This window comes from Paenibacillus sp. FJAT-27812 (genome assembly GCF_001273905.1).
Lineage (GTDB): Bacteria > Bacillota > Bacilli > Paenibacillales > Paenibacillaceae > Pristimantibacillus.
In genome coordinates, this window is sequence record NZ_LIGH01000001.1 from 5,305,739 (window position 1) to 5,328,930 (window position 23,192).

Here is a 23,192-nt window from a genome sequence, read left to right on the forward strand (position 1 = left end):
TACAATGAGACCGAGAAAAGTACCGCTTCGCAAATGCGTCGCTTGTCAGGAGATGATGCCGAAGAAGGAACTCATTCGGATTGTGCGGACACCGGCCGAAGAGGTGCAAATTGACCTGACAGGCAAAAAAGCGGGCCGCGGCGCGTATTTGTGCGGTAAAGTGAGCTGCTTTAAATTAGCAAAGAAATCCAAGGCACTTGATCGAGCGCTGAAGCAGCATGTTGGAGATCATATTTATGATCAGCTCGAGCAGGATTTTGTAGCGGTTGAGGAGCAGTTTATCGCCGGCAAGGAGCTGATAAGCGATGAAGCAGAATAAGAGCTTATCACAGCTGGGCATGGCTATGCGAGCAGGCAAGCTGATTACAGGCGATGAGATTGTTCTCAAGGCTGTAAGAAACAAAAAAGTGCATCTCGTGATCCTTGCAGGAGATGCTTCAGAAAATACGAAGAAAAAATTTCGTGACAAATGCAACACCTACGGAATACAACTCGCCGAAGCATTCGACCGTGAGCAACTAGGAAAGGCGATTGGTAAGCCAGAACGGGTTGTACTAGCGGTAACCGATGCGCAATTCGGAAAAATGATTGCGAGTCATCTGAGCCATAATACGGAGGTGGATCATATTGGACAATAAACAAGACAGCAAGGACAATAAAGATAAGCTGCGCGTTTACGAGTATGCCAAGTCACTTAATATGAGCAGCAAAGAAATCATTACGATTCTTAAACGACTTGATTTACCTGTCAATAACCATATGAGTGTCATGGAAAATGAGATGGTAAACAAGGTCGAAGGATTTTTCCGGAATATTAAACAAAATGCTGCAGCTAAACGGGCACAGGAAACGACAAGCGTGTCTGTATCCTCCGCTCAAACTTCCGCAAGCCGGCCGCAATCGCAGCAGCCGCAACAGCAGCAGGAACGAAAGCTTGCACCCGTACAAGAAAACAAAAATACGAATCAAGACAGACAGGGGCCTATGAATTCTATTAATACGAAACCACAAACCAACCAAACCGAACAACGACCAGCAGGACAACAATCAACGAATCGTCCTGCGCAACAGTCCAGCAACAACCGTCCTTCACAAGGAAGCTCCAACGCAAGCCGCCCAAGCCAAGGGCAAGGCGGACAAGGAAGTCGCCCAAGCTCTAGCGCGGGTTCAAGCCGTCCAGGTCAAGGCCAAGGCGGCCAAAGCAGCCGGCCGGCATCTTCAGGGCAAAATCGTCCAGCACAAGGCGGACAAGGCAATTCAGCGAGCCGTCCTAGCACTGCTGCAAGCAGCAGCCGTCCAGCACCGTCCGGACAAAGCCGCTTTGATTCCAAGCCAGCTCAAGGGCAATCGCGCGGAAATGACAACAAAAATGCAAGACCAGGCCAAAAGCGTTTTGAAGACGGCAAGCCAGGCGGCGGCTACAGAGGAAATAACAACCGGGGCCAAAAAGGCCGCGGCGGCAAATTCCAACAACAACCACCGCGCGAGAAAATCGACAATACGCCTAAAAAGATTATCGTTCGCGGTACAATGACTGTCGGCGAATTGGCTAAATTGCTTCACAAGGATGCATCAGAAGTTATCAAAAAACTGATTTTCTTAGGCGTTATGGCTACAATCAACCAAGAAATCGATATGGATGCTATCCATTTGATCGCTACGGATTACGGCGTAGAGGTTGAAGTGAAAATTCCTGTAGAGGAAGATTCCTTCGAGACGGTTGAAGAATCAGACGAAGATGAAGATTTGGTATCACGTCCTCCAGTTGTTACAATCATGGGTCACGTTGACCACGGTAAAACGACTTTGCTTGACGCGATTCGCAAAACGAACGTAACTGGCGGAGAAGCTGGCGGGATTACGCAGCACATCGGTGCTTACCAAGTTGAAATTAACCATAAAAAAATTACGTTCCTAGATACGCCAGGTCACGAAGCGTTTACGCTTATGCGTGCTCGCGGTGCGCAGGTAACGGATATAACGATTATCGTCGTAGCAGCCGATGACGGCATTATGCCACAAACGGTAGAAGCGATTAACCATGCGAAAGCTGCCGGCGTTCCCATTATCGTTGCTGTCAACAAAATCGATAAGCCAGAAGCAAATGCGGACAAAATCAAACAAGAAATGACTGAATATGAACTGGTTCCGGAAGAGTGGGGCGGCGATACCATTTTCGTTGAAGTTTCCGCTAAGCAAAGAATCGGTCTTGAAGGCCTTCTTGAAATGATCTTGCTCGTAGCAGAAGTTAATGACTACAAAGCAAACCCTAACAAGCGCGCTCGCGCTACAGTAATTGAAGCTGAGCTTGATAAAGGTAAAGGTCCAGTTGCACGTATTCTCGTTCAACATGGCACGCTAAAAATCGGCGATGCTTTCGTTGCAGGCAACTGTTTCGGCCGTATCAGAGCAATGGTGAATGACAAAGGCCGCCGTTTAAAAGAAGCAGGTCCTTCTACGCCGGTAGAAATTACTGGTTTAACGGAAGTGCCGCAAGCCGGAGATCCGTTCATGGTATTCGAGGATGAGCGCAAAGCACGTGCGATCGCTGACCGCCGTTCCATTAAACAGCGCCAATCGGATATGGGTGCCAATACACGCGTAACGCTTGATGATCTGTATAACCATATCAAAGATGGTGAAATTAAAGACCTGAACGTTATTATTAAATCCGACGTTCAAGGCTCTTCTGAGGCACTTAAAGGATCGCTTGCTAAAATCGACATCGAAGGCGTACGCGTAAAAATCATCCATAGCGGTGTAGGCGCGATTACGGAATCCGACATCATTTTGGCTTCGGCATCCAACGCTATCGTAATCGGATTTAACGTTCGTCCAGATCCGCAAGCTGAAGCAACCATTGCCCAAGAAAAAGTTGACGTTCGTATGCACCGCGTCATCTACAATGTTATCGATGAAATTGAACAAGCGATGAAAGGCATGCTTGATCCAATCTTCAAAGAAGTTGTTATCGGTCACGCTGAGGTTCGTAACGTATTTAAAGTTACGAAGGTTGGCGCAATTGCAGGCTGCATGATCACTTCCGGCAAAATTACTCGTAACGCAGAAGCTCGTCTTATCCGTGGCGGCATTGTTGTCTTCACAGGTAAGATCGAATCCCTCAAGCGCTTCAAGGATGATGCCAAAGAAGTGGCACAAGGCTACGAGTGCGGTATTACACTTGACCGTTACAACGATGTTCGTGAAGGAGATACGATCGAAGCGTTTGTCATGGAATCGGTAGAGAGGTGATTATAGCATGGCAAAAATTCGCGTAGGACGGGTTGGCGAGCAGATTAAAAAAGAGCTCAGCCAAATTATACAAACAGAGCTTAAAGATCCTAGAATCGGATTCATCACCGTAACTGGCGTTGAAACGTCGAGCGATCTGTCACAAGCTAAGGTATACCTAAGCGTGCTTGGCAGTGAAGAACAGAAGGAAGCGACGCTCAAAGCACTTGCAAGCGGAACGGGCTTTATCCGCACAGAGCTTGGCAAGCGTATGCGCCTCCGTCACACGCCCGTACTGCTGTTCAAGTTCGATAGCAGTATCGAATACGGCAGCCGCATTGAATCATTGCTTGAGAACATCAATAGCGGGAATGCAAGTCAATGAAGGCACAAGGTAGCTATGTGAAGCAGCTAGATGATGCGCTGGCTTTCATGAACGAATCCGACCATTTTTTGGTCGTGTCTCATGTCCAGCCTGACGGAGATGCCATAAGCTCTACTGTTGTCATAGGCTGGCTGCTTCAAAAGCTTGGTAAATCGGCCGTTCTGATTAATGAAAGTGAATTGCCGTCGAGACTTAGCTACTTGCATCAATTTGATTCGATCGTCAACTATAAGCAAGCTGTACCGCAGCAAAAGTTCGACGCCATTATTTCGGTCGATTGCGCTGATTTCAAGCGTATAGGGGAGGTTGCGAGCAGCTTTGCTTCTGAAGCAAAGCTGCTCAATATCGACCACCATCCGACGAACAACGGATTTGGTGCCGTGAATGTCATTCGTGCCGAAGCTGCCGCAACAGTGGAAATCTTATATGACTTAATCGAAAGAGCAGAAATTTCACTTGACCTGAATTGCGCAACAGCCATTTATACCGGTTTACTAACCGATACGGGCGGCTTCCGTTATTCTAATACTAGCCCGCGTGTTTTGGAGATTGCTTCCCATTTGCTTGCCTTAGGCGTGCATGGCAACGAACTTGCTGATCATTTGCTTGAGAAGATGACGATGGCTAAGCTCAAGCTGCTCCAAATCGCGTTAAACCGACTCACCTTCTCAGAAAATTTGGAGATCGGGTGGGTTTTTATTGGAAAAGACGATTTGTTGGATACAGGTGCGGTACCCGAGGATCTCGAAGGTATCGTAAATTATGCTCTTAATGTTGATGGAGTAGAGGTCGGCATATTATTTAAAGAAGCAGAAGACGGTTCTGTCAAAGCAAGCTTGCGTTCGGCGGGCAAAGCCAATGTAGCTGCAATCGCTCAGGATTTTGGCGGTGGCGGACATGTTAGGGCAGCTGGCTGTCGGCTTGAAGGCTCATTAACAGATTCGATTGATAAGCTTGTGGAAGCCGTTAGAAAGGCGTTGGTTTAAACGATGGACGGCATTTTGGCAGTCTGGAAGCCTGAAGGCTGGACTTCACATGATGTGGTTGCAAAGGTTCGCCGCATTTTGAAAATGAAGCGGATCGGACATACGGGTACGCTTGATCCTATGGTGACGGGTGTATTGCCTTTATGTTTAGGGCGGGCAACCAGAGTGGTTGAATATGTACAAGAGCGGCCTAAGTCTTATGAAGCCGTTTTGCAGCTTGGTATAGCAACGGACACGGAGGACTTAACCGGTACGGTCATTGAACAGCAATCAACAGTGACAGTTACTGAGGAAGCGATACGTGAAGTATTAAGACGTTTTACAGGCGAAATTGAACAAGTTCCGCCTATGTTCTCCGCAGTCAAGATTGATGGCAAGCGACTTTATGAGCTGGCTAGAGAAGGCAAAACGGTTGAGCGCAAATCGAGAAAAGTTACGATTCATCAGATTGATCTCATTGACGCGCAGCTTGAGCTTGAGCAGCCCAAAATTACGTTTTCCGTCGTTTGTTCTAAAGGTACATACATCCGTACTTTATGCGTAGATATTGGCAAAGCACTTGGCGTTCCTGCTGCGATGGCACATCTGACGAGAACGATGTCTGGCGGCATCACACAGGAAAACTGCTTGACGTTAGAGCAAATCGAGGAACTGCAAAATGCTGGTGAGTTAGAGGGCCATTTAATAGCCGCTGACGAAGCCATCACCCATTTGGAGCGTGCAATCGTTCCGGAAGCATTCGGCAAGCTTGCGCTGCTGGGGCAGAAGATTAATTTGTCCCATGCGGATAACCAAGCTGCAACCCTTGAAGATGGACAACTTGTACGTCTTTATAACGATAATCTTTTGTTTCTTGGTATTTTTCAGATCGATCTGGGAGCAACTGTTTTCAGGCCAGTCAAAGTATTTTCAGCTTAAATTATCGATGTAGAAAGTTAACAGGAAATGCAGGTGTTTCAGCGTTGGAAATTATACCATTAAGTTTTCCTTTAAACGGTTTGTCCACGTTATCGCTGGACAAACCGCTTTCCATAGCAATCGGTCATTTTGATGGTGTTCATCGCGGACATCAAAACGTCATTCGCCAAGCGGTGCTTGAAGCGAAGAAAGCCGAAATGCTATCAGCGGTCTTGACCTTCGATCCCCATCCGAAGGAAGTGCTCGGTCAAGGAGATCAATATTATCGTTGCCTTACTCCTCTTCAGGATAAGACTGCTTTGTTCGCAGAGCTCGGAGTCGATCTTGTGTTCATTATGAGATTTGATACGGAGTTTTCTTCCGTATCACCTGAACGCTTTGTGGATGAGGTGTTGCGGACGCTGCGCGCCAAGCAGGTAGTGGTGGGCTTCGACTTCAATTTTGGACATAAAGGTTTAGGCAATACGGAAGCTCTTAAACAGCTGGGCCAGCCCGATATTGCCGTACATGTCATTGAGCCTTTATATGAAAATGGAATAAAAGTAAGCAGCACCTATATTCGTGAAGCGCTCGAGCAGGGTGACACGGAATTGGCTGAACGGCTGCTTGGACGCCCGTATGAGGTGAAAGGCATCGTCGTTCATGGGGATAAGAGAGGCCGCACCATTGGCTTCCCAACGGCAAACCTCCAAATTAATGCTCCGTATATTTCGCCAAGATTAGGCGTCTATGCGATAACGGCTTGGACGGGAGATAAAGCATACTCTGGTGTATTGAACTATGGCTTAAAGCCAACATTCAACCAGAAGGAGCCTCAGCCCGTTATGGAAGCACATTTGTTTGACTTCAACGGCGATATCTACGGTGAACCATTGCGTTTGCAATTTGTTTCGTTTATCCGCTCGGAGAAGAAATTCAATTCCATTGATGAGCTTATCAGCCAAATCGGCACCGATGCTCTTCGGGCTAAGGAAATACTCGGTTACAACTAAACCGGATGTTTGTACAATCTATTATGGATCGTGATATCATACGATTTATGTGCTTGGGAGATAAACTCGACAAGCGTATATCTTATATGTTATACTATACAACGTTGTGAGTAGGCATACATCTCGTATGTCATTCTCTAAACTTAACCTTAGCTTGGGTGTCCGATCTCACCGACGGCAGCGAGGCTAATGGCGATTATCAAGAAGGAGGTGAATTAGGATGGCAATTACACAAGTACGTAAAAACGAACTGATTGAGACGCATAAGACACATGCAACTGATACCGGTTCTCCGGAGGTTCAAGTGGCTATCCTGACTGAAAACATCGTTAACTTGACTCAACATTTGCGGGAGCACAAGAAAGATCATCATTCCCGTCGTGGTTTGCTCAAGATGGTAGGTCAGCGCCGTAAGCTGCTTGCATACCTTAAAAACAATGATGTTAGACGTTACAGCGCATTGATCGAAAAACTCGGCCTACGCCGTTAAAACATGCGTAATGAGAAGCAACCTGGTTGTCCAGCCGTCCGGGAATACCGGATAAGCGGATTCGGGTTGCTTTTTGTAATAGGGAAACACTGGGAAAAACCTGTATATTACAGTGAAATAGACTAAAAAAATAACCTTTAGGAGGGATAAGATGGTACAACGAATTGAGATGATGGTAGGCGGAAGACCGCTATCCATTGAAACAGGACGACTTGCTAAGCAAGCAAATGCTGCAGTAACCGTGCAATATGGCGATACTGTCGTATTGTGTACGGTAACAGCATCCGCAGGTCCGAAGGATTTGGATTTCTTCCCGCTTACAGTTAACTATGAAGAGCGTTTGTATGCCGTTGGTAAAATTCCAGGTGGATTCATTAAACGTGAAGGCCGTCCAAGCGAGAAGGCGATTTTGTCCAGCCGACTTACGGACAGGCCTATTCGTCCGTTATTCCCGGAAGGCTTCCGCAATGACGTACAAGTGATGAATATCGTGATGAGCGTGGATCAGGACTGCCCGCCGGAAATCGCGGCAATGATCGGTACTTCTGCTGCTTTATCGATTTCCGACGTTCCTTTTGATGGTCCAATCGGCGGCGTAAGCGTTGGCCGGGTAAACGGTCAATTCGTCATTAATCCGACAGTTGAGCAAGAGCAGCAAACGGATTTGTTTGTTGTTGTAGCGGGTACGAAGGATGCTATTATGATGGTTGAAGCCGAAGCGAACGAAGTAACTGAAGAAGTTATGCTCGAAGCCATTATGTTCGGACATGATGAAATCAAAAACATCGTCGCTAAAATCGAAGAGTTGCAAGCCATTGCCGGCAAGCCGAAAATGGAAGTTAAGCTACATACGGTTAATGCACAAGTGAATGCTGATGTTCGTGCTTATGCTTCCGCTCAGTTAGTTGAAGCTATTAAAGTAGAAGAGAAGCATGCTCGTCAAGAAGCCATTGACGCGGTTAACAGCGCGGCTGTCGCACATTTTGAAGAGCAATATATCGAAACGCCAGAGCTGCTTTCCGATGTGAAGGAAGTTCTTTATGATATCGTGAAGGAAGAGGTTCGCCGCCTTATTTCTCATGACAAGGTTCGTCCTGACGGCCGTTCGCTTGAAGAAATCCGTCCGATTGACTGCGACGTCGCTCTTCTGCCTCGTACGCACGGTTCGGGCTTGTTCACTCGTGGACAAACGCAAGCGCTAAGCATTTGTACGCTTGGAGCGATGGGTGACGTTCAAATTTTGGACGGCATTTCGCCTGAGGAAACAAAACGCTTTATGCATCATTACAATTTCCCGCCGTTCAGCGTAGGTGAGGCTCGTCCTCTTCGTCCGCCAGGACGCCGTGAAATTGGACATGGAGCACTTGGCGAGCGCGCGCTTTCCAAAGTCATTCCATCCGAAGCCGATTTCCCGTACACGATCCGCCTTGTTTCCGAAGTTTTGGAATCGAACGGTTCATCCTCACAAGCAAGTATTTGCGCAAGCACACTAGCTATGATGGATGCAGGCGTGCCGATCAAAGCTCCTGTAGCCGGTATCGCAATGGGTCTAATCAAGGATGGCGACCATTTTGCTATTCTATCTGATATCCAAGGCATGGAAGATCATCTTGGCGACATGGACTTCAAGGTTGCTGGTACGGCTGAAGGCGTAACGGCTATTCAAATGGACATCAAAATTGCCGGCATCAACCGTGCGATCTTGCAGCAAGCACTTGAACAAGCACGTCAAGGACGTATTTTCATCCTCGGTAAAATGCTTGAAAGCCTGCCGACTACTCGGACAAGCTTATCGAAATATGCACCGAAAATTTTGACGCTTCGCATTAACCCGGACAAAATCCGTGACGTTATTGGCGCAGGCGGTAAAATTATTAACAAGATCATCGAAGAAACAGGCGTTAAAATCGATATCGAGCAAGACGGTATGGTATTCATTGCTTCCTCTAACGAAGAAATGAACCAGAAAGCAAAATCGATCATCGAAGGCATCGTGAAGGAAGTTGTTGTTGGCGAGATTTATGTAGGTACAGTTAAGCGCGTAGAAAAATTCGGCGCATTCGTTGAGATTTTGCCGAACAAGGATGGACTTGTCCATATTTCGCAGCTGTCTACTGAACGTGTTGCCAAAACGGAGGATGTCGTGAACATTGGCGACCAAATCAAAGTTAAAGTAACCGAAATCGATCAACAAGGCCGAATTAACTTGTCAGCGAAAGTTCTTATGACGCCGGAAGTATCGTCGCAATAAGCGTTCAACGCTTAGGCTACAATAATAGAAAAAAAGTAGAAAAGAGCCAGATTTGATCTGTCTCTTTTTGTTTTTTAATGGCTGTTTGGATGCATTCGCTTCCGCTTGCATAATCTTGTCCCTTTTTTCATAAACATGGATTAACATGCCTCTTTAAGGTCAAGCTTAGAAGGCATGTCAGGCTGTTTATAGGAGTGGGAAATATGACGGTGAGAAAAGCTGCCACGATTGCAGCGAGTATGCTCATGGTGCTTGTATTCGTGAGCATAAATGGTGATGTGTCGCAATATCTTGCCTCATTGAAATATGGCGACGCTAAAGCTGCGTCTGCGGATATAACGTATTCCGCGGAAGAAAGCCAAAGACTGCTCACGATTATTTCCGAGGAAGCCGAAAAACGCAAAATCACCCCTGAAGATGCGCGGATTGACCGCGTCTGGAAGGCGATTCCCGGTTATAATGGAGTGGAGGTTGATATAGAGAAAACGCTGGATGCGGCATTGCTTGCGCCTTCCGCAAATGCGATTCCTTATGTCTTCAAGGAAGTAGAGCCGAATATAAAGCTTAACGATCTTGGGCCTCACCCGATCTACAGAGGCAATTCGAATAAAAAAATGATCTCGTTTATGATTAATGTGGCATGGGGCAATGAATACATAGATTCCATATTAAATACGCTTAAACGAGAAAATGTGAAAGCTACTTTTTTTCTGGATGGCAGCTGGCTTAAAAAAAATGCGGACATTGCCAAAAAAATTCAAGCAGACGGACACGAGATGTCCAACCACGCCTATACGCATCCGGATATGAGGGCGCTAAGCAGGCAGGACCAGTACAATCAAATTGCAAAAACCGAGGCGCTGCTGAAATCCACTTTAAACGTCGATAACAAATGGTTCGCTCCGCCGTCCGGCTCCTTTAATCAAGCTACCGTTCAAATCGCAGAGGAGCAGGGGCTCAAAACGGTGCTTTGGACGATCGACACGGTTGATTGGCAGAAGCCGCCGGCTGATTCGATTGTTCGCAAAATATCGTCGAAGCTCGAGCCGGGCGCATTAATTTTGATGCATCCGACCGCATCTTCGCGAGACGCGCTTCCAGGCATGATCGCCGCTGCCAAGGCAAAGGGCTATGCGGTCGGAACGGTCAGCGAGACGCTTTCTTCCAAGCGCCTGCCGGCTGCTGTTGAGGGGGCCGACTGATTCTGCTATAGTAAAAACATTCATGTTTAAATACGCATGCAAAAGAAGGTAGTTATGTTCGGCAAAACTTATCATCGAACCGTAATTGATTCGCTTTGCCGTACAGAACATAAGGAGGAATACCGTTGAACAAATATACTCTAAGCAATGGACTGCGTGTTGTTGTTGAATACATTCCGACCGTAAGATCCGTATCGTTTGGGATCTGGGTCAAAACGGGCTCGCGCAATGAGACGCCGGAAAATAACGGGATCTCGCATTTTATCGAACATATGCTGTTCAAAGGGACAGAAAGCCGTACATCGAAGGATATTGCTGATTTATTTGACGGCATTGGCGGCAATGTCAATGCATTTACTTCAAAGGAGTACACCTGCTATTTTGCAAAGGTGCTTGATGAGCATTTGCCGCTTGCTGTGGATGCGCTCTCTGATATGTTTTTCAACTCCCAGCTCGATCCGGAGGAGCTAGCCAAAGAGAAAAACGTGATTCTCGAGGAAATTTCGATGTACGAGGATACGCCGGATGATAAGGTGCATGATGAAGCATCGCGTGCCGCTTTCGGAGATCATCCGTTAGCCTATTCGATTTTGGGGCTTGAGGATCGCTTGACAGCAATGACCCCGGATACGCTTCGCGGATATATGAACGATACGTATACGCTTGAGAATACAGTTATCAGCGTAGCCGGCAATGTAGAAGAGCAAGGATTGCTCGCTTTATTGGAAAAACATTTTGGAGGCTTTACGAACAGCAAGCCGGCTTCCGCAATCGTTACTCCGCCTACATTCCATGGGGACTATTTGTTCTACAAAAAGAAAACCGAACAAAATCACCTCTGTATCTCATTTCCTGGCTGCTCCATCACCGACTCGCATTTGTATGCTATGATTTTGCTTAATAATGCGCTTGGCGGCGGCATGAGCTCCAGACTGTTCCAAGAAATTCGGGAGAAGCGCGGCTTAGCTTATTCCGTGTATTCCTATCATACTTCCTATGCGGATACGGGATTGTTCACGCTGTATGCGGGAACGGCGCCTAAGCAAACGAAAGAAGTGCTCGATTTGACGATGGAGCAGCTAAACGAGCTGTCCGTCAAAGGACTAGGCGAGGATGAGCTGCACCGCGGCAAAGAGCAGCTCAAGGGAAGCTTGATTCTTAGCTTGGAGAGCACAAGCAGCAGAATGAATCGTTTAGGCAAAAACGAGCTGATGCTCGGTCAGCATTATACGCTGGATGAGCTTCTAAAACGTATTGATTCTGTAGATATGTCGCATGTTGTTGAAGTGACGAAGCGTATGCTATCCGTACCATTCTCCGTTGCGATGGTTGGCTCTAACGACAAAGCAGCAGCGCAATTGGGGAGGAATCAGTTTGTATCAAGTACAGTTTAAACGATTAGAAGGCAATGAAGATATCGCAGTGCCGCGCAAAATGTCCGAATGGGCAGCGGGCTTTGATTTGCAGGCTGCCGTAGACGAGCCTGTCATACTGGCTCCGGGCGAACGCCAGCTTATTCCTACCGGATTTGCTATGGCTATGCCAGGCGAGCTGGAGGCGCAAATTAGACCAAGAAGCGGGCTTGCATATAAGCATGGCATAACCTGCTTGAACTCGCCTGGAACGATTGATGCGGACTACCGCGGTGAAGTTAAGGTGCTTCTTATTAATTTGGGACAGCAGCCCTTTACGATTACACGCGGAGAGCGGATCGCTCAAATGGTGTTCCAGCTGGTACCGGCTGTTACGATTGTAGCAGCGGCAGAATTGCCAGAAACGGTGCGAGGCGCAGGCGGCTTTGGCCACACAGGCGTATAGCAATAATAGAAACGAAAAGATCGGGCATTTGCCCGATCTTTTTTTCTTTTTCACCCCGCTCTGGGCGCAAGCATAAGATGATCATGAGCTATTAGCAAGAAAGGAGTGAAGCTTAATGCTAACAGGCATTCAAGTGCTGTTGCTTGGCGGCGATGCAAGGCAGCTTGAGGTCATACGTAAGCTGACGGAGCTTGATGCTGCCGTTACGGTCTCAGGCTTCGACGGACTACATTCGTCATTAGACGGCGCTGTGCAGGCGGAGTTCGAAGAACAGTTGTTTGAAAATGTCGATGCGCTGCTGCTGCCGGCGGTAGGCACCGATGATCAAGGTCTAATACACGCTGTCTTCAGCGACCGTCAAATGCAGCTGACAGATAGCCATATGGCAAAGCTGCCAAAGCACTGCACCGTTTATACGGGAATGGCCAAACCTTATTTGCGCCAGCTATGCGAGCAGCAATCACTATCGCTCGTTGAGCTATTCGACCGTGATGATGTCGCTATTTACAATTCGATACCGACAGCGGAAGGCGCGCTAATGATGGCGATTCAGAATACGGATATTACGATTCACGGTTCGTCCTCCATGGTGCTCGGATTCGGCAGAACCGGCTTCACGATGGCGCGCACGCTTCAAGGTTTAGGGTCAAAAGTGAAGGTTGGCGTAAGGCGTTCGGAGCAGTTTGCAAGGGCTTCGGAAATGGGGTTTGAGCCTTTCTACATCAGTGGTTTGTTGCAGCATGTGAGCAATATTGACTTGCTTTTTAATACAATTCCGACTATGATAGTCACAGCACAAATTATCGCAAATTTACCTTCGCGGGCCGTAATAATCGACCTCGCATCGAAGCCTGGCGGCACTGATTTCCGCTTTGCTGAGAAGCGGGGAATTAAAGCGATGCTCGCACCCGGACTACCCGGTATCGTCGCACCCAAAACAGCTGGACGTATCATGGCGGATTGCTTAACACAGTTGATTTTGGACGATTTGATTAAGCGGGGGAATGGGATATGAATTGGTCTGGTATTACAGTAGGATATGCTTTATCTGGATCGCACTGTACGTTTGCTGAGGTTATGCCTGAAATTAAGCGGTTCGTCGATGCGGGTGCCAATGTGGTGCCGATCGTTTCAAATACGCTTATGACCACGGATACTAGATTCGGAAAGTCCGAGGATTGGCAAGCGCAGCTTAAGGCGATTACAGGCAATGAGCTTATATCAACGATTGTGCAGGCAGAGCCCCTTGGGCCTTCCAAGCTGCTTGACGTTCTGGTCATAGCGCCTTGCACAGGCAACACAACGAGCAGATTGGCAAATGCGATCACGGATAGCGCAGTGCTTATGGCTGCCAAGGCGCAAATGCGTAACGGTCGTCCGCTTGTGCTTGCTATTTCAACTAACGATGGACTTGGTTTAAATGCCGCTAACATAGCGAAGCTTCTAGTGGCTAAACATATTTATTTCGTGCCGTTCGGCCAAGATAACCCTGTGCAAAAGCCTAATTCGCTGGTTGCCAGAATGGATTTGGTCTTGGAAGCATGCGAAGCGGCCCTTCAAGGCAAACAGCTGCAGCCTCTGCTTGTCGAACGTCATTCATGACACACGTTTGAGGGGGAGACGACAACAAATGTCGAATCAGAAGTCGTTTAATGTTGCTGTAGTCGGAGCAACAGGCGCAGTAGGAGAACAAATACTCAAATTACTCGATTCCAGAAACTTCCCTATTAAAGAGCTCAAGCTGTTATCGTCTGCTCGTTCGGCAGGCACAAAATTGGCGTTCAAGGGCCAAGAACTGACGGTAGAGGAAGCAACGCCGGATAGCTTTAAGGGCATTGAGATTGCTTTGTTCAGCGCCGGCGGCGACGTAACGAAGGCACTTGCTCCCCATGCGGTCGAGCATGGCGCCATTTGTATCGATAATACGAATGCGTACCGTTTGGATGAGAACACACCCCTCGTCGTTCCCGAGGTGAATATCGAGAAGGTTAGCGAGCATAAGGGCATAATCGCTAACCCGAATTGTTCGACTATTCAGATGGTTGCAGCGCTTAAGCCGCTTCAAGACCGTTATGGCATTTCCCGTATTATCGTTTCCACGTACCAAGCTGTGTCAGGTGCAGGAAGCCGGGCAATCGATGAAATGCTGCGTCAAACGCAAGCCGTGCTTAGCGGTGATGAGGTGAATCCTGCCATTCTTCCGGTAGGGGCTTTGCCTGTCAAGCATCAAATCGCGTTTAATGCGATTCCACAAATCGACAAATTCCAAGAGAATGGCTATACGCTCGAGGAAATGAAAATGGTCCGCGAGACTAAAAAAATTATGGGTGACGAATCCATTCAGGTTACCGCTACTTGCGTACGTATCCCTGTCGTTTACGGTCACTCGGAATCTCTGTATGTTGAGCTTAAAAACGACTACGATTTGGAAGAGGTTAAGCAGCTGCTGGCAGACGCGCCGGGCATTACGCTCGTTGATGATCCTGCTAATCAGCAGTACCCGCTTGCGACTGATGCTGCCGGCAAGCCGGATGTATTCGTCGGTCGCTTGAGACGCGATCTTGGCTTCGAACGCGGACTTAATATGTGGATCGTCTCAGACAACCTACTCAAAGGCGCAGCATGGAATGCTGTACAAATCGCAGAGCATATCGCAGCAGGTTCATTTATTAAGTAAGGGTATCGGCTGCTCCTTCTTGGGATCGATCACGGAGGATAATTATATGCGCATCCTGATTCAAAAATTCGGGGGCACCTCTCTATCAACCGATCATGCCAGAGAACACGTTATCCATCACATTAGCAGAGAACGCAGTAATGGCTTCGCTGTTGTCGTTGTTGTATCGGCAATGGGTCGAAAGGGTGATCCATATGCAACGGATACGCTGCTTCAGCTTATTCGTGACAATGGCGACAGATTGCCGGCTCGCGAGCGGGATATGCTGTTAGGCTGCGGAGAAATTATTTCCGCAGCCGCTTTATGCAGCTTACTCATCGCAAGCGGCATACCTTCCGTCGTTTTAACCGGCGGACAGGCGGGCATGATTACTGACGAGCAATATGGGCAAGCCCGAATTAAAGAAATTCGTCCAGATAAGGTCATAAGCCATTTACATGCAGGCACGGTCGTTATTGTGACAGGCTTTCAAGGAAGCACGGCGCATGGCGATACGACTACGCTTGGCCGCGGCGGAAGCGATACATCTGCGACTGCCCTTGGCGCTGCGCTGCGCGCTGAAATGGTTGATATCTATACAGACGTAAATGGCATATTGACAGCAGATCCGCGCATTGTCGAAGAGGCAAAGCCGCTTCCTGTCGTCAGCTACGCTGAAATTTGCAACATGGCAAGGCAAGGAGCCAAGGTGATACATCCCCGTGCGGTTGAGATTGCGCAGCAAGCTCGCATACCGCTGCGAGTGCGTTCTACCTTTTCTAACGAAACAGGCACGCTTGTAACTGATTCGGCCGAGCTAAGGGCAGCTCTATCCGTTAAGGATCGGCATGTCACGGGCATTGCTCATGTTTCTGGCATCACTCAAATATCGGTCAAGGCGATCGAAGGCCGAAATGATGTGCAGCTTCAAGTATTCCAATCGATGGCTAAGCATCGCATTAGCGTCGACTTTATTAATGTAACGCCTAGCGGCGCAATTTATACCGTATTTGATCATGATGCTGAACGTGCGGTCGATGTGTTGAAGGAGGGAGGATTTGCTCCTTCAGCCATAAACGGCTGTGCTAAAGTATCCGTAATCGGCGGTGGAATGAATGGAGAACCTGGCGTTATGGCGCGTATCGTGGAAGCGCTGACGGAACAAGGGATTTCCATCATGCAATCGGCCGATTCCAATACAACGATATGGGTGCTCGTACGTGAAGCGGATATGGCGGAGGCACTGCGTTCTCTCCACGCAAAGTTCGAGCTTCATCGATAGAGAGCAACACTTTTGGGAGGAATTCAGATGGAATTTGGAAGATTAATTACCGCAATGGTAACCCCATTCGATGCGGACGGTCAAATTGATTGGCAAACGACTGGCCAATTGATTGATTATTTGATTGAGGATCAGCAAAGCGATAGTCTTGTCGTTTCAGGCACTACTGGCGAATCGCCTACGCTGTCCGATGAAGAGAAGTTAGAGCTGTTCCGATTTGCTGTTAAGCATGCGAATGGTCGTTGCAAAATTATTGCAGGTACAGGGAGCAATAACACGGCCCATTCCATCCATTTGACAAAAGAGGCAGAGGCTGCGGGCGTTGATGCCGTATTGCTTGTTGCTCCTTACTACAACCGTCCTAACCAAGAGGGACTATTCCAGCATTTTAAGGCTATTGCGGAAGCAACCGCTTTGCCTGTCATTTTGTACAACGTTGAGGGTCGCACCGGTGTGAACCTTTCTGTAGAAACGACGCTTCGTTTAGCACAAATCGACAATGTTGTCGCTACTAAGGATTGTGCATCTACCGATCAATTGACGCAAATTATTAGCGGGGCACCGGCTGATTTTAAAGTGTATACCGGTGATGACAGCGCTACTCTGCCTGCTCTGGCGATTGGCGGATATGGCACGATAAGCGTAGCAAGCCATATTATCGGAGCCGAGATGAAAGAGCTGATCCAAGCATACACAAGCGGCAACGTTCAGGAAGCTGCACGTATGAATGGACGCTTATTTCCGATTTTCAAAGGTTTGTTCCAATGTCCTCATCCTGTTCCTAATCCTGTTGCAGTAAAATATGCACTTGGTTTAAAAGCATTTTCCGTAGGCGGAGTAAGGCTCCCGCTTGTTACAGTGAATGAGGCGGAAGCCGCATTCTTACGCAATTTGCTCGTATAAATAGACGTTTTCTTTGATTGCAGCCGGTGCGTCCAGCATCGGTTTTATTTTTTTGGGAAGCATATTGGAAAATAGCTTTATCGGGTTTCACTTGTATTCCAGCTTTTTCTTCATGTATAATGATTGCAAGTGACTGGGTGCGGCAAATATTTGGAAATGAACTTAACGTCAGAGCGGCATCTGACGATAACAGGGCATAGGTTTAAAAAGGTTCGGCTTCACTACACCAGGTGGGACTGTACGAAGCTATTCTGCTTTTCCATATTCAGACCATACTTACGAAGCCTATTCGCTTCGCAACAATTAAATATTACGAAGCTTTTCTGCTTCGCAAAATTTCACAAACATGTTCACGAAGCCTTTGTGCTTCGCAAAAATTTAAGAAAATGATTACGAAGCAAAAGCTGCTTCGCAAAATTTTAAGGAGGAAAGATACACTTGTCTAAGAAGAACAACCAGGATAAACTGCTCATTTTTGCACTAGGCGGAGTAGGCGAAATCGGAAAAAATATGTATGTCATTCAATATAACAACGACATTGTAGTTGTTGACTCAGGCTTGAAGTTTCCAGAAGAGGACATGCTCGGTATAGATATCGTCATACCGGATATTTCATACTTAACGGAAAATCGCGACAAAGTTCGCGGCATCATTATTACTCATGGTCACGAGGATCACATCGGCGGACTGCCATATGTATTGAAGAGCTTAAATGTTCCTTTATATGCAACTAAACTAACACTCGGACTTATTGAAGGCAAATTGAAGGAAGCGGGTTTGCTTGGAGAAACTAAACGTATTCTCATCAACGCAGACAGCGAAATTCAGCTAGGCACCATCCGTGCTTCCTTCTTTAGAACAAACCACAGTATTCCTGATTCCGTTGGCGTCAGCTTGGATACACCGGAAGGCACTGTCGTTCATACGGGTGACTTTAAATTCGATCATACGCCGGTTAACGAGCAATTCGCTGATTTGCAGCGTATCGCTGAAATCGGGAAACGCGGCGTTTTGGCGTTATTGTCGGATAGTACAAATGCAGAACGTCCTGGATACACGCCGTCTGAAGCTCAGGTAGGCGATAATCTTGAAGATATATTCCGGAAATCGTCACAGCGCGTCGTTGTTGCGACATTCGCATCGAACGTACACCGGATTCAACAAATTATTAATGCTGCAATCGCTACAAAACGCAAAATCGCTGTTGTAGGCCGCAGCATGGTGAACGTAGTTGGCATCGCTTCCGATCTTGGTTACTTGAACATTCCGGAAGGCATGATCATTGAACCGGAGGAAGTTAACAAATTGGCTGCGGATCGCGTTGTCATTTTGTGTACAGGCAGTCAAGGCGAGCCAATGTCAGCACTTACACGCATGGCGCGCTCTACTCACCGCAAGGTGGACATCTTGCCAGGCGATACGGTTATCATCGCTGCAACGCCGATTCCAGGCAACGAGAGATATGTTGGACGTACGGTTGATGAATTATTCCGTTTAGGCGCAAACGTGATTTACGGAAACGGCTCGGTATCGGGCGTACACGTATCCGGTCACGGCAGCCAAGAAGAATTGAAACTTATGCTTAACCTGATTAAGCCTAAATACTTTATTCCGATTCACGGTGAATACCGTATGCTTCGCCAGCACGCGAAGCTTGGTGAAGCAATCGGAATCGAGCGCGAAAACATTTTCGTAATTGATAACGGTGACACTGTAGAATTCCAAAACGGCAGCGGCCGCAAGGGTTCTAAAGTACAAGCTGGCAACGTATTGATCGACGGTTTGGGTGTAGGCGATGTTGGTAACATCGTACTTCGTGACCGTAAGCTGTTATCGCAAGACGGCATCTTGGTTGTCGTAGTTACGCTTAGCAAGCAGGATGGCGCCATCTTGTCTGGTCCAGACATCATTTCTCGCGGTTTCGTATATGTTCGTGAATCCGAGGGCTTGCTGGATGAAGCAAACCGCATCGTAACTTCAACGCTTACGCGCCTGATGAACGATAAAGTCAACGAATGGGCATCACTCAAAACAAATGTGAAGGATGCGCTTGGTCGCTTTTTGTACGAGCAAACTCGCCGTCGCCCAATGATTTTGCCAATCATTATGGAAGTATAATCAAATACATCAATATACGAAGAGGATCGTTTGTCCATTCCGCATTTGCCGCGGCGGAGACAAACGGTTCTCTTTTTTTGTGCTCTATATTGATTCGTGACTGTATTTGTATAAATTCGACGTCAGACCCCATACTATGACGAGCATTATTTCATTAGAGGGGGATTGTACATGAGTTGGCAAATGCAAACGGGTATTACTTCAGAGCAGCAGGAACCAAGTGCAGATGAGAAAAGAAAGGCGAATGCTGTCGTCGACACGATACAGCAGCTTGGCCAGACCGCGACACCTGCGCTTAATGAGTCGAACATATTTTGCATGACGATTATTGGGCAGGTAGAGGGTCACTTAGTTCTGCCGCCGCAAAACAAAACGACCAAATACGAGCATCTTATTCCGCAATTAGTAGCAGCCGAACAAAATAATAAAATCGAAGGCGTCTTTATCGTCTTGAATACGGTAGGCGGCGACGTGGAAGCGGGACTAGCCATTGCCGAAATGATCTCATCCCTATCAAAGCCGACGGTGACGCTCGTTCTGGGCGGCGGGCATTCCATCGGCGTTCCGATCGCAGTAGCGGGCGATATGTCGTTTATTGCGGAAACGGCGACGATGACGATTCATCCGATTAGATTAAACGGTTTAGTCATCGGAGTACCGCAAACCTTCGAATATTTGGATAAAATGCAGGAGCGTGTCGTACGGTTTGTCACCTCGCATTCCAACGTGTCGGAGCATATCTTTAAAGAGCTGATGTTCAAAACGGGCGAGCTTACAAGGGATATCGGAACGACGGTCATTGGCTCCGATGCGGTAAAGCATGGGTTGATTGATGCGGTAGGCGGCCTCGGTGAGGCGTTAAGGGAACTGAACCAACGGATTGAGGCATGGAAGCGCGGAAGACTTGAGGTGGGCAGCGTATGACCATTTATACGAATATGCCGCTCGAATTGGTGCTGGAGGGATTTCATGATGAAGCGGAAAATTTGCAGGAGGTTTGGTCAAACGGCGTAAAGATGCAGGTTATGCCGGTTGCGCCGGGCATGGGGAAGATCGTCCGCCTTATCGAGTGCAGCCTGGATGATTATTTGAAGCCAAGCTTAATGCCGGGGACGATTGTTCATTACAAGTAACAGCAAACAGATGTTCGTACGAATGTCTCATAGGAACATTTGCCCACCTATGGTATAATCTTTTACCAGAGGTGACGGAATTGGCAAAGAAAAAGAGACGAAAAAAAACAATTGGCACAAACTTAAAATACGAAGTATACGGCATATTGCTTATTACAATCTCCATCATTGCATTGTCAGGTGAAGCGGCTGTCGGGCGCTCGTTATCCAAGCTATTTGGGCTTGTGCTCGGCAAGTTTTATTTTGTGCTTGCTTTAATTGGCATCGTAATTGGACTGGCTGTCATGATCAAACGGGCTTGGCCAAAGGGTTGGACGAATAGACGCACTGGCTTGTTTATTTTAGTGCTCGCTTTCACGCTGATGAGCTCCATATCGGAAATTGATCAAAAGCTGGGCCCTACGGTCGATTTGACTGGCACGGAGATTTTTAGGCAGCTAAGCAGCGATTTGCAGCTATCATTAATTAGTGTTCCAGCAGCCAACGATTTACCGATTAGAGACAAGGAAATAAGCGGCGGCTACGTCGGAGCTATTCAATATTCGTTATTTTTCTCCTTGTTTGGCTACTATGGCGCGAAGCTGATCATGTTCGTCATGTTCGCGATTTCCATTATGCTCATGACAGGCAAGTCCTATGTGGAATTAGGAAGACTGGCAAGCAGCAGGGGAACCCGAATGTTCAAGCTGCTAAGCGCAAAATGGGCGAAACGGACAGCAAGGCGCGCTTCTGCCGTTGCTGCCTCGAGTGCCAGCCAAACGGATATCGACGATGATGACGATACGATTGATGATGACCATGACGGTTACGTTGCAGCTCCCCCAAAAAAGAAAAAATCTTTATTTTTCTCATGGCGGCAAAACAACAATGCCGAGGAGCAAAGCGAGAAAGACGACGAGCAGGATGAATGGGTATTCGAGCCGAACAGCCTTGAAGCGCGTTCAAACAGCAAGCCTGCTTGGCAAAATGATTTTGAGCCGCCATGGGAGAAATCCGGCGAAGACTTACATACAGAGCCGCTAAATACGCTCTCCGGGCAAGAGCAAGCTGTACCTTGGGTTGAGACTCAGACCGGTCTAGTGATCGATCCTGAGCTTCCTGACGCTCCTGAAGAGGAAGAATGGAGAGGGCCGTGGCCAGTTCAGGAGCTTGCCGCTCCAGAAGCGCCCGAGCCCGATGATTCCGATGAGGATGAGTTTGAGGATGAATCGGAGCTGCAAGTTTCAGAGCTGCCAGCTACTGCCGCTGCCGAAGCATCAGAGGCGCTCATTGATGATGAAAGCGGTTCGCAGCCTGTTCCAAAACGTCCGATTGCGGAAGCCAGCACGGTGAAGCCATATCTGCTGCCGCCATTTTCGCTGCTTACGAAACCTAATTTACTAGGCAAAAACGCAGACGCAACCGACATGTACGATTCGCGCAGAAAGCTGGAGGCAACGCTTGAGAGCTTTGGCGTAAAGGCTAAAGTGCTGGATGTCGTAAGAGGCCCGGCAGTTACGCGTTATGAGGTTCAGCCTGCTACCGGAGTAAAAGTAAGCCGCATCGTTGGGCTAACGGATGATATTGCGCTTGCATTAGCGGCAAAGGATATCCGGATGGAAGCGCCGATTCCAGGGAAATCGGCAATCGGGATTGAAGTGCCGAATATGGAAGTATCGGTCGTTACGATGCGCGAGGTCATGGAAACAGCTACGTTCCAAAATGCCGCATCCAAATTGTCCATTGCATTCGGTCGTGACATTTCCGGTCAGACGATTGTCGGCAATTTGGCGAAAATGCCCCATTTGCTTGTTGCAGGTGCTACGGGTTCAGGCAAATCGGTTTGTATTAACGGAATTATTACGAGTATTTTGTACAAAGCTGCTCCCGACGAAGTGAAATTTCTTATGATCGATCCAAAGATGGTTGAGCTTAACGTATACAACGGCATTCCGCATTTGCTAGCACCCGTTGTAACAAATCCGAAGCGCGCTTCGCTTGCGTTGAAGAAAATCGTCGTGGAGATGGAAAGCCGCTATGAGCTGTTCTCTAAATCTGCAACCCGCAACATTGAAGGCTACAACACGTTGATGGCTGACAATCCGGCCGCCGTGCTCCCTTACATCGTCGTAATTGTGGACGAGCTTGCCGATTTGATGATGGTTGCCGCAAATGACGTGGAGGATTCAATCGCAAGGCTTGCCCAAATGGCGCGTGCTGCGGGTATCCATCTCATCATTGCGACGCAGCGCCCGTCAGTAGATGTCATTACGGGCGTCATCAAAGCGAATATTCCGTCTAGGATTGCGTTCGGCGTATCCTCGCAGGTCGATTCCCGGACCATCTTGGATATGGTAGGGGCGGAGAAGCTGCTCGGCCGAGGGGATATGTTATTCTTACCCGTTGGCATGTCCAAGCCTATAAGGGTTCAGGGTGCTTTTTTATCCGATCAGGAAGTCGAAACGCTCGTCAATTACGCGCGTGGCCAAGCTGAAGCGGAATACAAAGAAGACCTGGTGCCAGAGGTCGAGGAAGAATCGGCAGAGGGCAACGAAGCGGTGGATGAGCTTTACGATCAGGCGGTGCAAATTATTTTGGAAGCGAAGCAAGCGTCTGTATCGCTATTGCAGCGTCGCATGCGGATTGGTTATACGAGAGCTGCAAGGCTGATCGACCAGATGGAGGCTCGCTCTATTGTAGGTCCTTACGAGGGAAGCAAGCCTAGGGAAGTGCTCATTACGATGGATGAATTTCAAGCGGGCAGAGTCAGCTCGTAAATGTTCATGATTTGGGGTAGCAGGATAAAATGCATAGAAGAGGGATGAATTTCTCATACTAAAGTTAGGTA

At 47.8% G+C, this 23,192-nt stretch carries 21 protein-coding genes; all 21 read left to right on the forward strand.

What is annotated here, in order from left to right; translation table 11 throughout:
• Positions 1 to 4 precede the first annotated feature (4 nt).
• The 21 genes from rnpM (at position 5) to ADU23_RS22440 (ending at position 23,121) form a co-directional block, all read left to right on the forward strand.
• A complete protein-coding gene (gene rnpM / locus ADU23_RS22335) occupies positions 5 to 319 on the forward strand; it encodes an RNase P modulator RnpM (RefSeq protein WP_053375758.1) in 315 nt (104 codons plus the stop codon).
• Positions 306 to 638: a L7Ae/L30e/S12e/Gadd45 family ribosomal protein gene (locus ADU23_RS22340; RefSeq protein WP_053375759.1), complete on the forward strand. Its 333-nt coding sequence runs from the start codon at positions 306 to 308 to the stop codon at positions 636 to 638. The genes rnpM and ADU23_RS22340 overlap by 14 nt, the downstream gene beginning before the upstream one ends.
• Positions 628 to 3,252: a translation initiation factor IF-2 gene (gene infB / locus ADU23_RS22345; protein ID WP_053375760.1), complete on the forward strand. Its 2,625-nt coding sequence runs from the start codon at positions 628 to 630 to the stop codon at positions 3,250 to 3,252. The genes ADU23_RS22340 and infB overlap by 11 nt, the downstream gene beginning before the upstream one ends.
• A 7-nt stretch (positions 3,253 to 3,259) precedes the next feature.
• Positions 3,260 to 3,616, forward strand: a complete 357-nt coding sequence (gene rbfA / locus ADU23_RS22350; RefSeq protein WP_053375761.1) for a 30S ribosome-binding factor RbfA — start codon at positions 3,260 to 3,262, stop codon at positions 3,614 to 3,616.
• Complete coding sequence (locus tag ADU23_RS22355) at positions 3,613 to 4,602, forward strand: DHH family phosphoesterase (protein WP_053375762.1); 990 nt, start codon at positions 3,613 to 3,615, stop codon at positions 4,600 to 4,602. The genes rbfA and ADU23_RS22355 overlap by 4 nt, the downstream gene beginning before the upstream one ends.
• 3 nt (positions 4,603 to 4,605) lie before the next feature.
• Positions 4,606 to 5,520, forward strand: a complete 915-nt coding sequence (gene truB / locus ADU23_RS22360) for a tRNA pseudouridine(55) synthase TruB (RefSeq protein ID WP_053375763.1) — start codon at positions 4,606 to 4,608, stop codon at positions 5,518 to 5,520.
• A 44-nt stretch (positions 5,521 to 5,564) separates the two neighbouring features.
• The gene (locus ADU23_RS22365; RefSeq protein WP_053375764.1) at positions 5,565 to 6,512 is read left to right on the forward strand and encodes a bifunctional riboflavin kinase/FAD synthetase; all 948 of its coding nucleotides are present in this window, start codon (positions 5,565 to 5,567) and stop codon (positions 6,510 to 6,512) included.
• Between the two features lie 220 nt (positions 6,513 to 6,732).
• On the forward strand, positions 6,733 to 7,002 hold the full coding sequence (gene rpsO, locus ADU23_RS22370; protein ID WP_053375765.1) for a 30S ribosomal protein S15: 270 nt from the start codon (positions 6,733 to 6,735) through the stop codon (positions 7,000 to 7,002).
• 151 nt (positions 7,003 to 7,153) lie between these two features.
• A complete protein-coding gene (pnp, locus tag ADU23_RS22375) occupies positions 7,154 to 9,253 on the forward strand; it encodes a polyribonucleotide nucleotidyltransferase (protein ID WP_053375766.1) in 2,100 nt (699 codons plus the stop codon).
• Positions 9,254 to 9,456: 203 nt separating this feature from the next.
• Positions 9,457 to 10,455: a polysaccharide deacetylase family protein gene (locus ADU23_RS22380; RefSeq protein WP_053375767.1), complete on the forward strand. Its 999-nt coding sequence runs from the start codon at positions 9,457 to 9,459 to the stop codon at positions 10,453 to 10,455.
• Positions 10,456 to 10,580: 125 nt separating this feature from the next.
• Complete coding sequence (locus ADU23_RS22385; RefSeq protein ID WP_053375768.1) at positions 10,581 to 11,849, forward strand: M16 family metallopeptidase; 1,269 nt, start codon at positions 10,581 to 10,583, stop codon at positions 11,847 to 11,849.
• A complete protein-coding gene (gene dut, locus ADU23_RS22390) occupies positions 11,830 to 12,273 on the forward strand; it encodes a dUTP diphosphatase (RefSeq protein WP_053375769.1) in 444 nt (147 codons plus the stop codon). The genes ADU23_RS22385 and dut overlap by 20 nt, the downstream gene beginning before the upstream one ends.
• A 115-nt stretch (positions 12,274 to 12,388) precedes the next feature.
• The gene (gene dpsA / locus ADU23_RS22395; protein WP_053375770.1) at positions 12,389 to 13,288 is read left to right on the forward strand and encodes a dipicolinate synthase subunit DpsA; all 900 of its coding nucleotides are present in this window, start codon (positions 12,389 to 12,391) and stop codon (positions 13,286 to 13,288) included.
• Complete coding sequence (locus tag ADU23_RS22400; protein WP_053375771.1) at positions 13,285 to 13,875, forward strand: dipicolinate synthase subunit B; 591 nt, start codon at positions 13,285 to 13,287, stop codon at positions 13,873 to 13,875. Before dpsA ends, ADU23_RS22400 begins: the two co-directional genes overlap by 4 nt.
• Positions 13,876 to 13,903: 28 nt before the next feature.
• Positions 13,904 to 14,950, forward strand: coding sequence for an aspartate-semialdehyde dehydrogenase (gene asd, locus ADU23_RS22405; RefSeq protein ID WP_053375772.1), 1,047 nt, complete (start codon positions 13,904 to 13,906; stop codon positions 14,948 to 14,950).
• Between the two features lie 46 nt (positions 14,951 to 14,996).
• Positions 14,997 to 16,211 carry an aspartate kinase gene (dapG, locus tag ADU23_RS22410; protein ID WP_053375773.1) on the forward strand — a complete coding sequence of 405 codons (1,215 nt, stop codon included), beginning with the start codon at positions 14,997 to 14,999 and terminating at the stop codon, positions 16,209 to 16,211.
• A 27-nt stretch (positions 16,212 to 16,238) separates the two neighbouring features.
• A complete protein-coding gene (gene dapA / locus ADU23_RS22415) occupies positions 16,239 to 17,114 on the forward strand; it encodes a 4-hydroxy-tetrahydrodipicolinate synthase (RefSeq protein WP_053375774.1) in 876 nt (291 codons plus the stop codon).
• Between the two features lie 438 nt (positions 17,115 to 17,552).
• Complete coding sequence (locus ADU23_RS22425) at positions 17,553 to 19,232, forward strand: ribonuclease J (protein ID WP_053375776.1); 1,680 nt, start codon at positions 17,553 to 17,555, stop codon at positions 19,230 to 19,232.
• Positions 19,233 to 19,403: 171 nt separating this feature from the next.
• Positions 19,404 to 20,156 (forward strand): ClpP family protease, encoded by a 753-nt coding sequence (locus ADU23_RS22430; protein ID WP_053375777.1) that lies wholly within the window; start codon positions 19,404 to 19,406, stop codon positions 20,154 to 20,156.
• Positions 20,153 to 20,365, forward strand: a complete 213-nt coding sequence (locus tag ADU23_RS22435; RefSeq protein WP_053375778.1) for a YlzJ-like family protein — start codon at positions 20,153 to 20,155, stop codon at positions 20,363 to 20,365. The genes ADU23_RS22430 and ADU23_RS22435 overlap by 4 nt, the downstream gene beginning before the upstream one ends.
• An 80-nt stretch (positions 20,366 to 20,445) precedes the next feature.
• Positions 20,446 to 23,121 (forward strand): FtsK/SpoIIIE family DNA translocase, encoded by a 2,676-nt coding sequence (locus tag ADU23_RS22440; RefSeq protein ID WP_053375779.1) that lies wholly within the window; start codon positions 20,446 to 20,448, stop codon positions 23,119 to 23,121.
• Positions 23,122 to 23,192 lie beyond the last annotated feature (71 nt).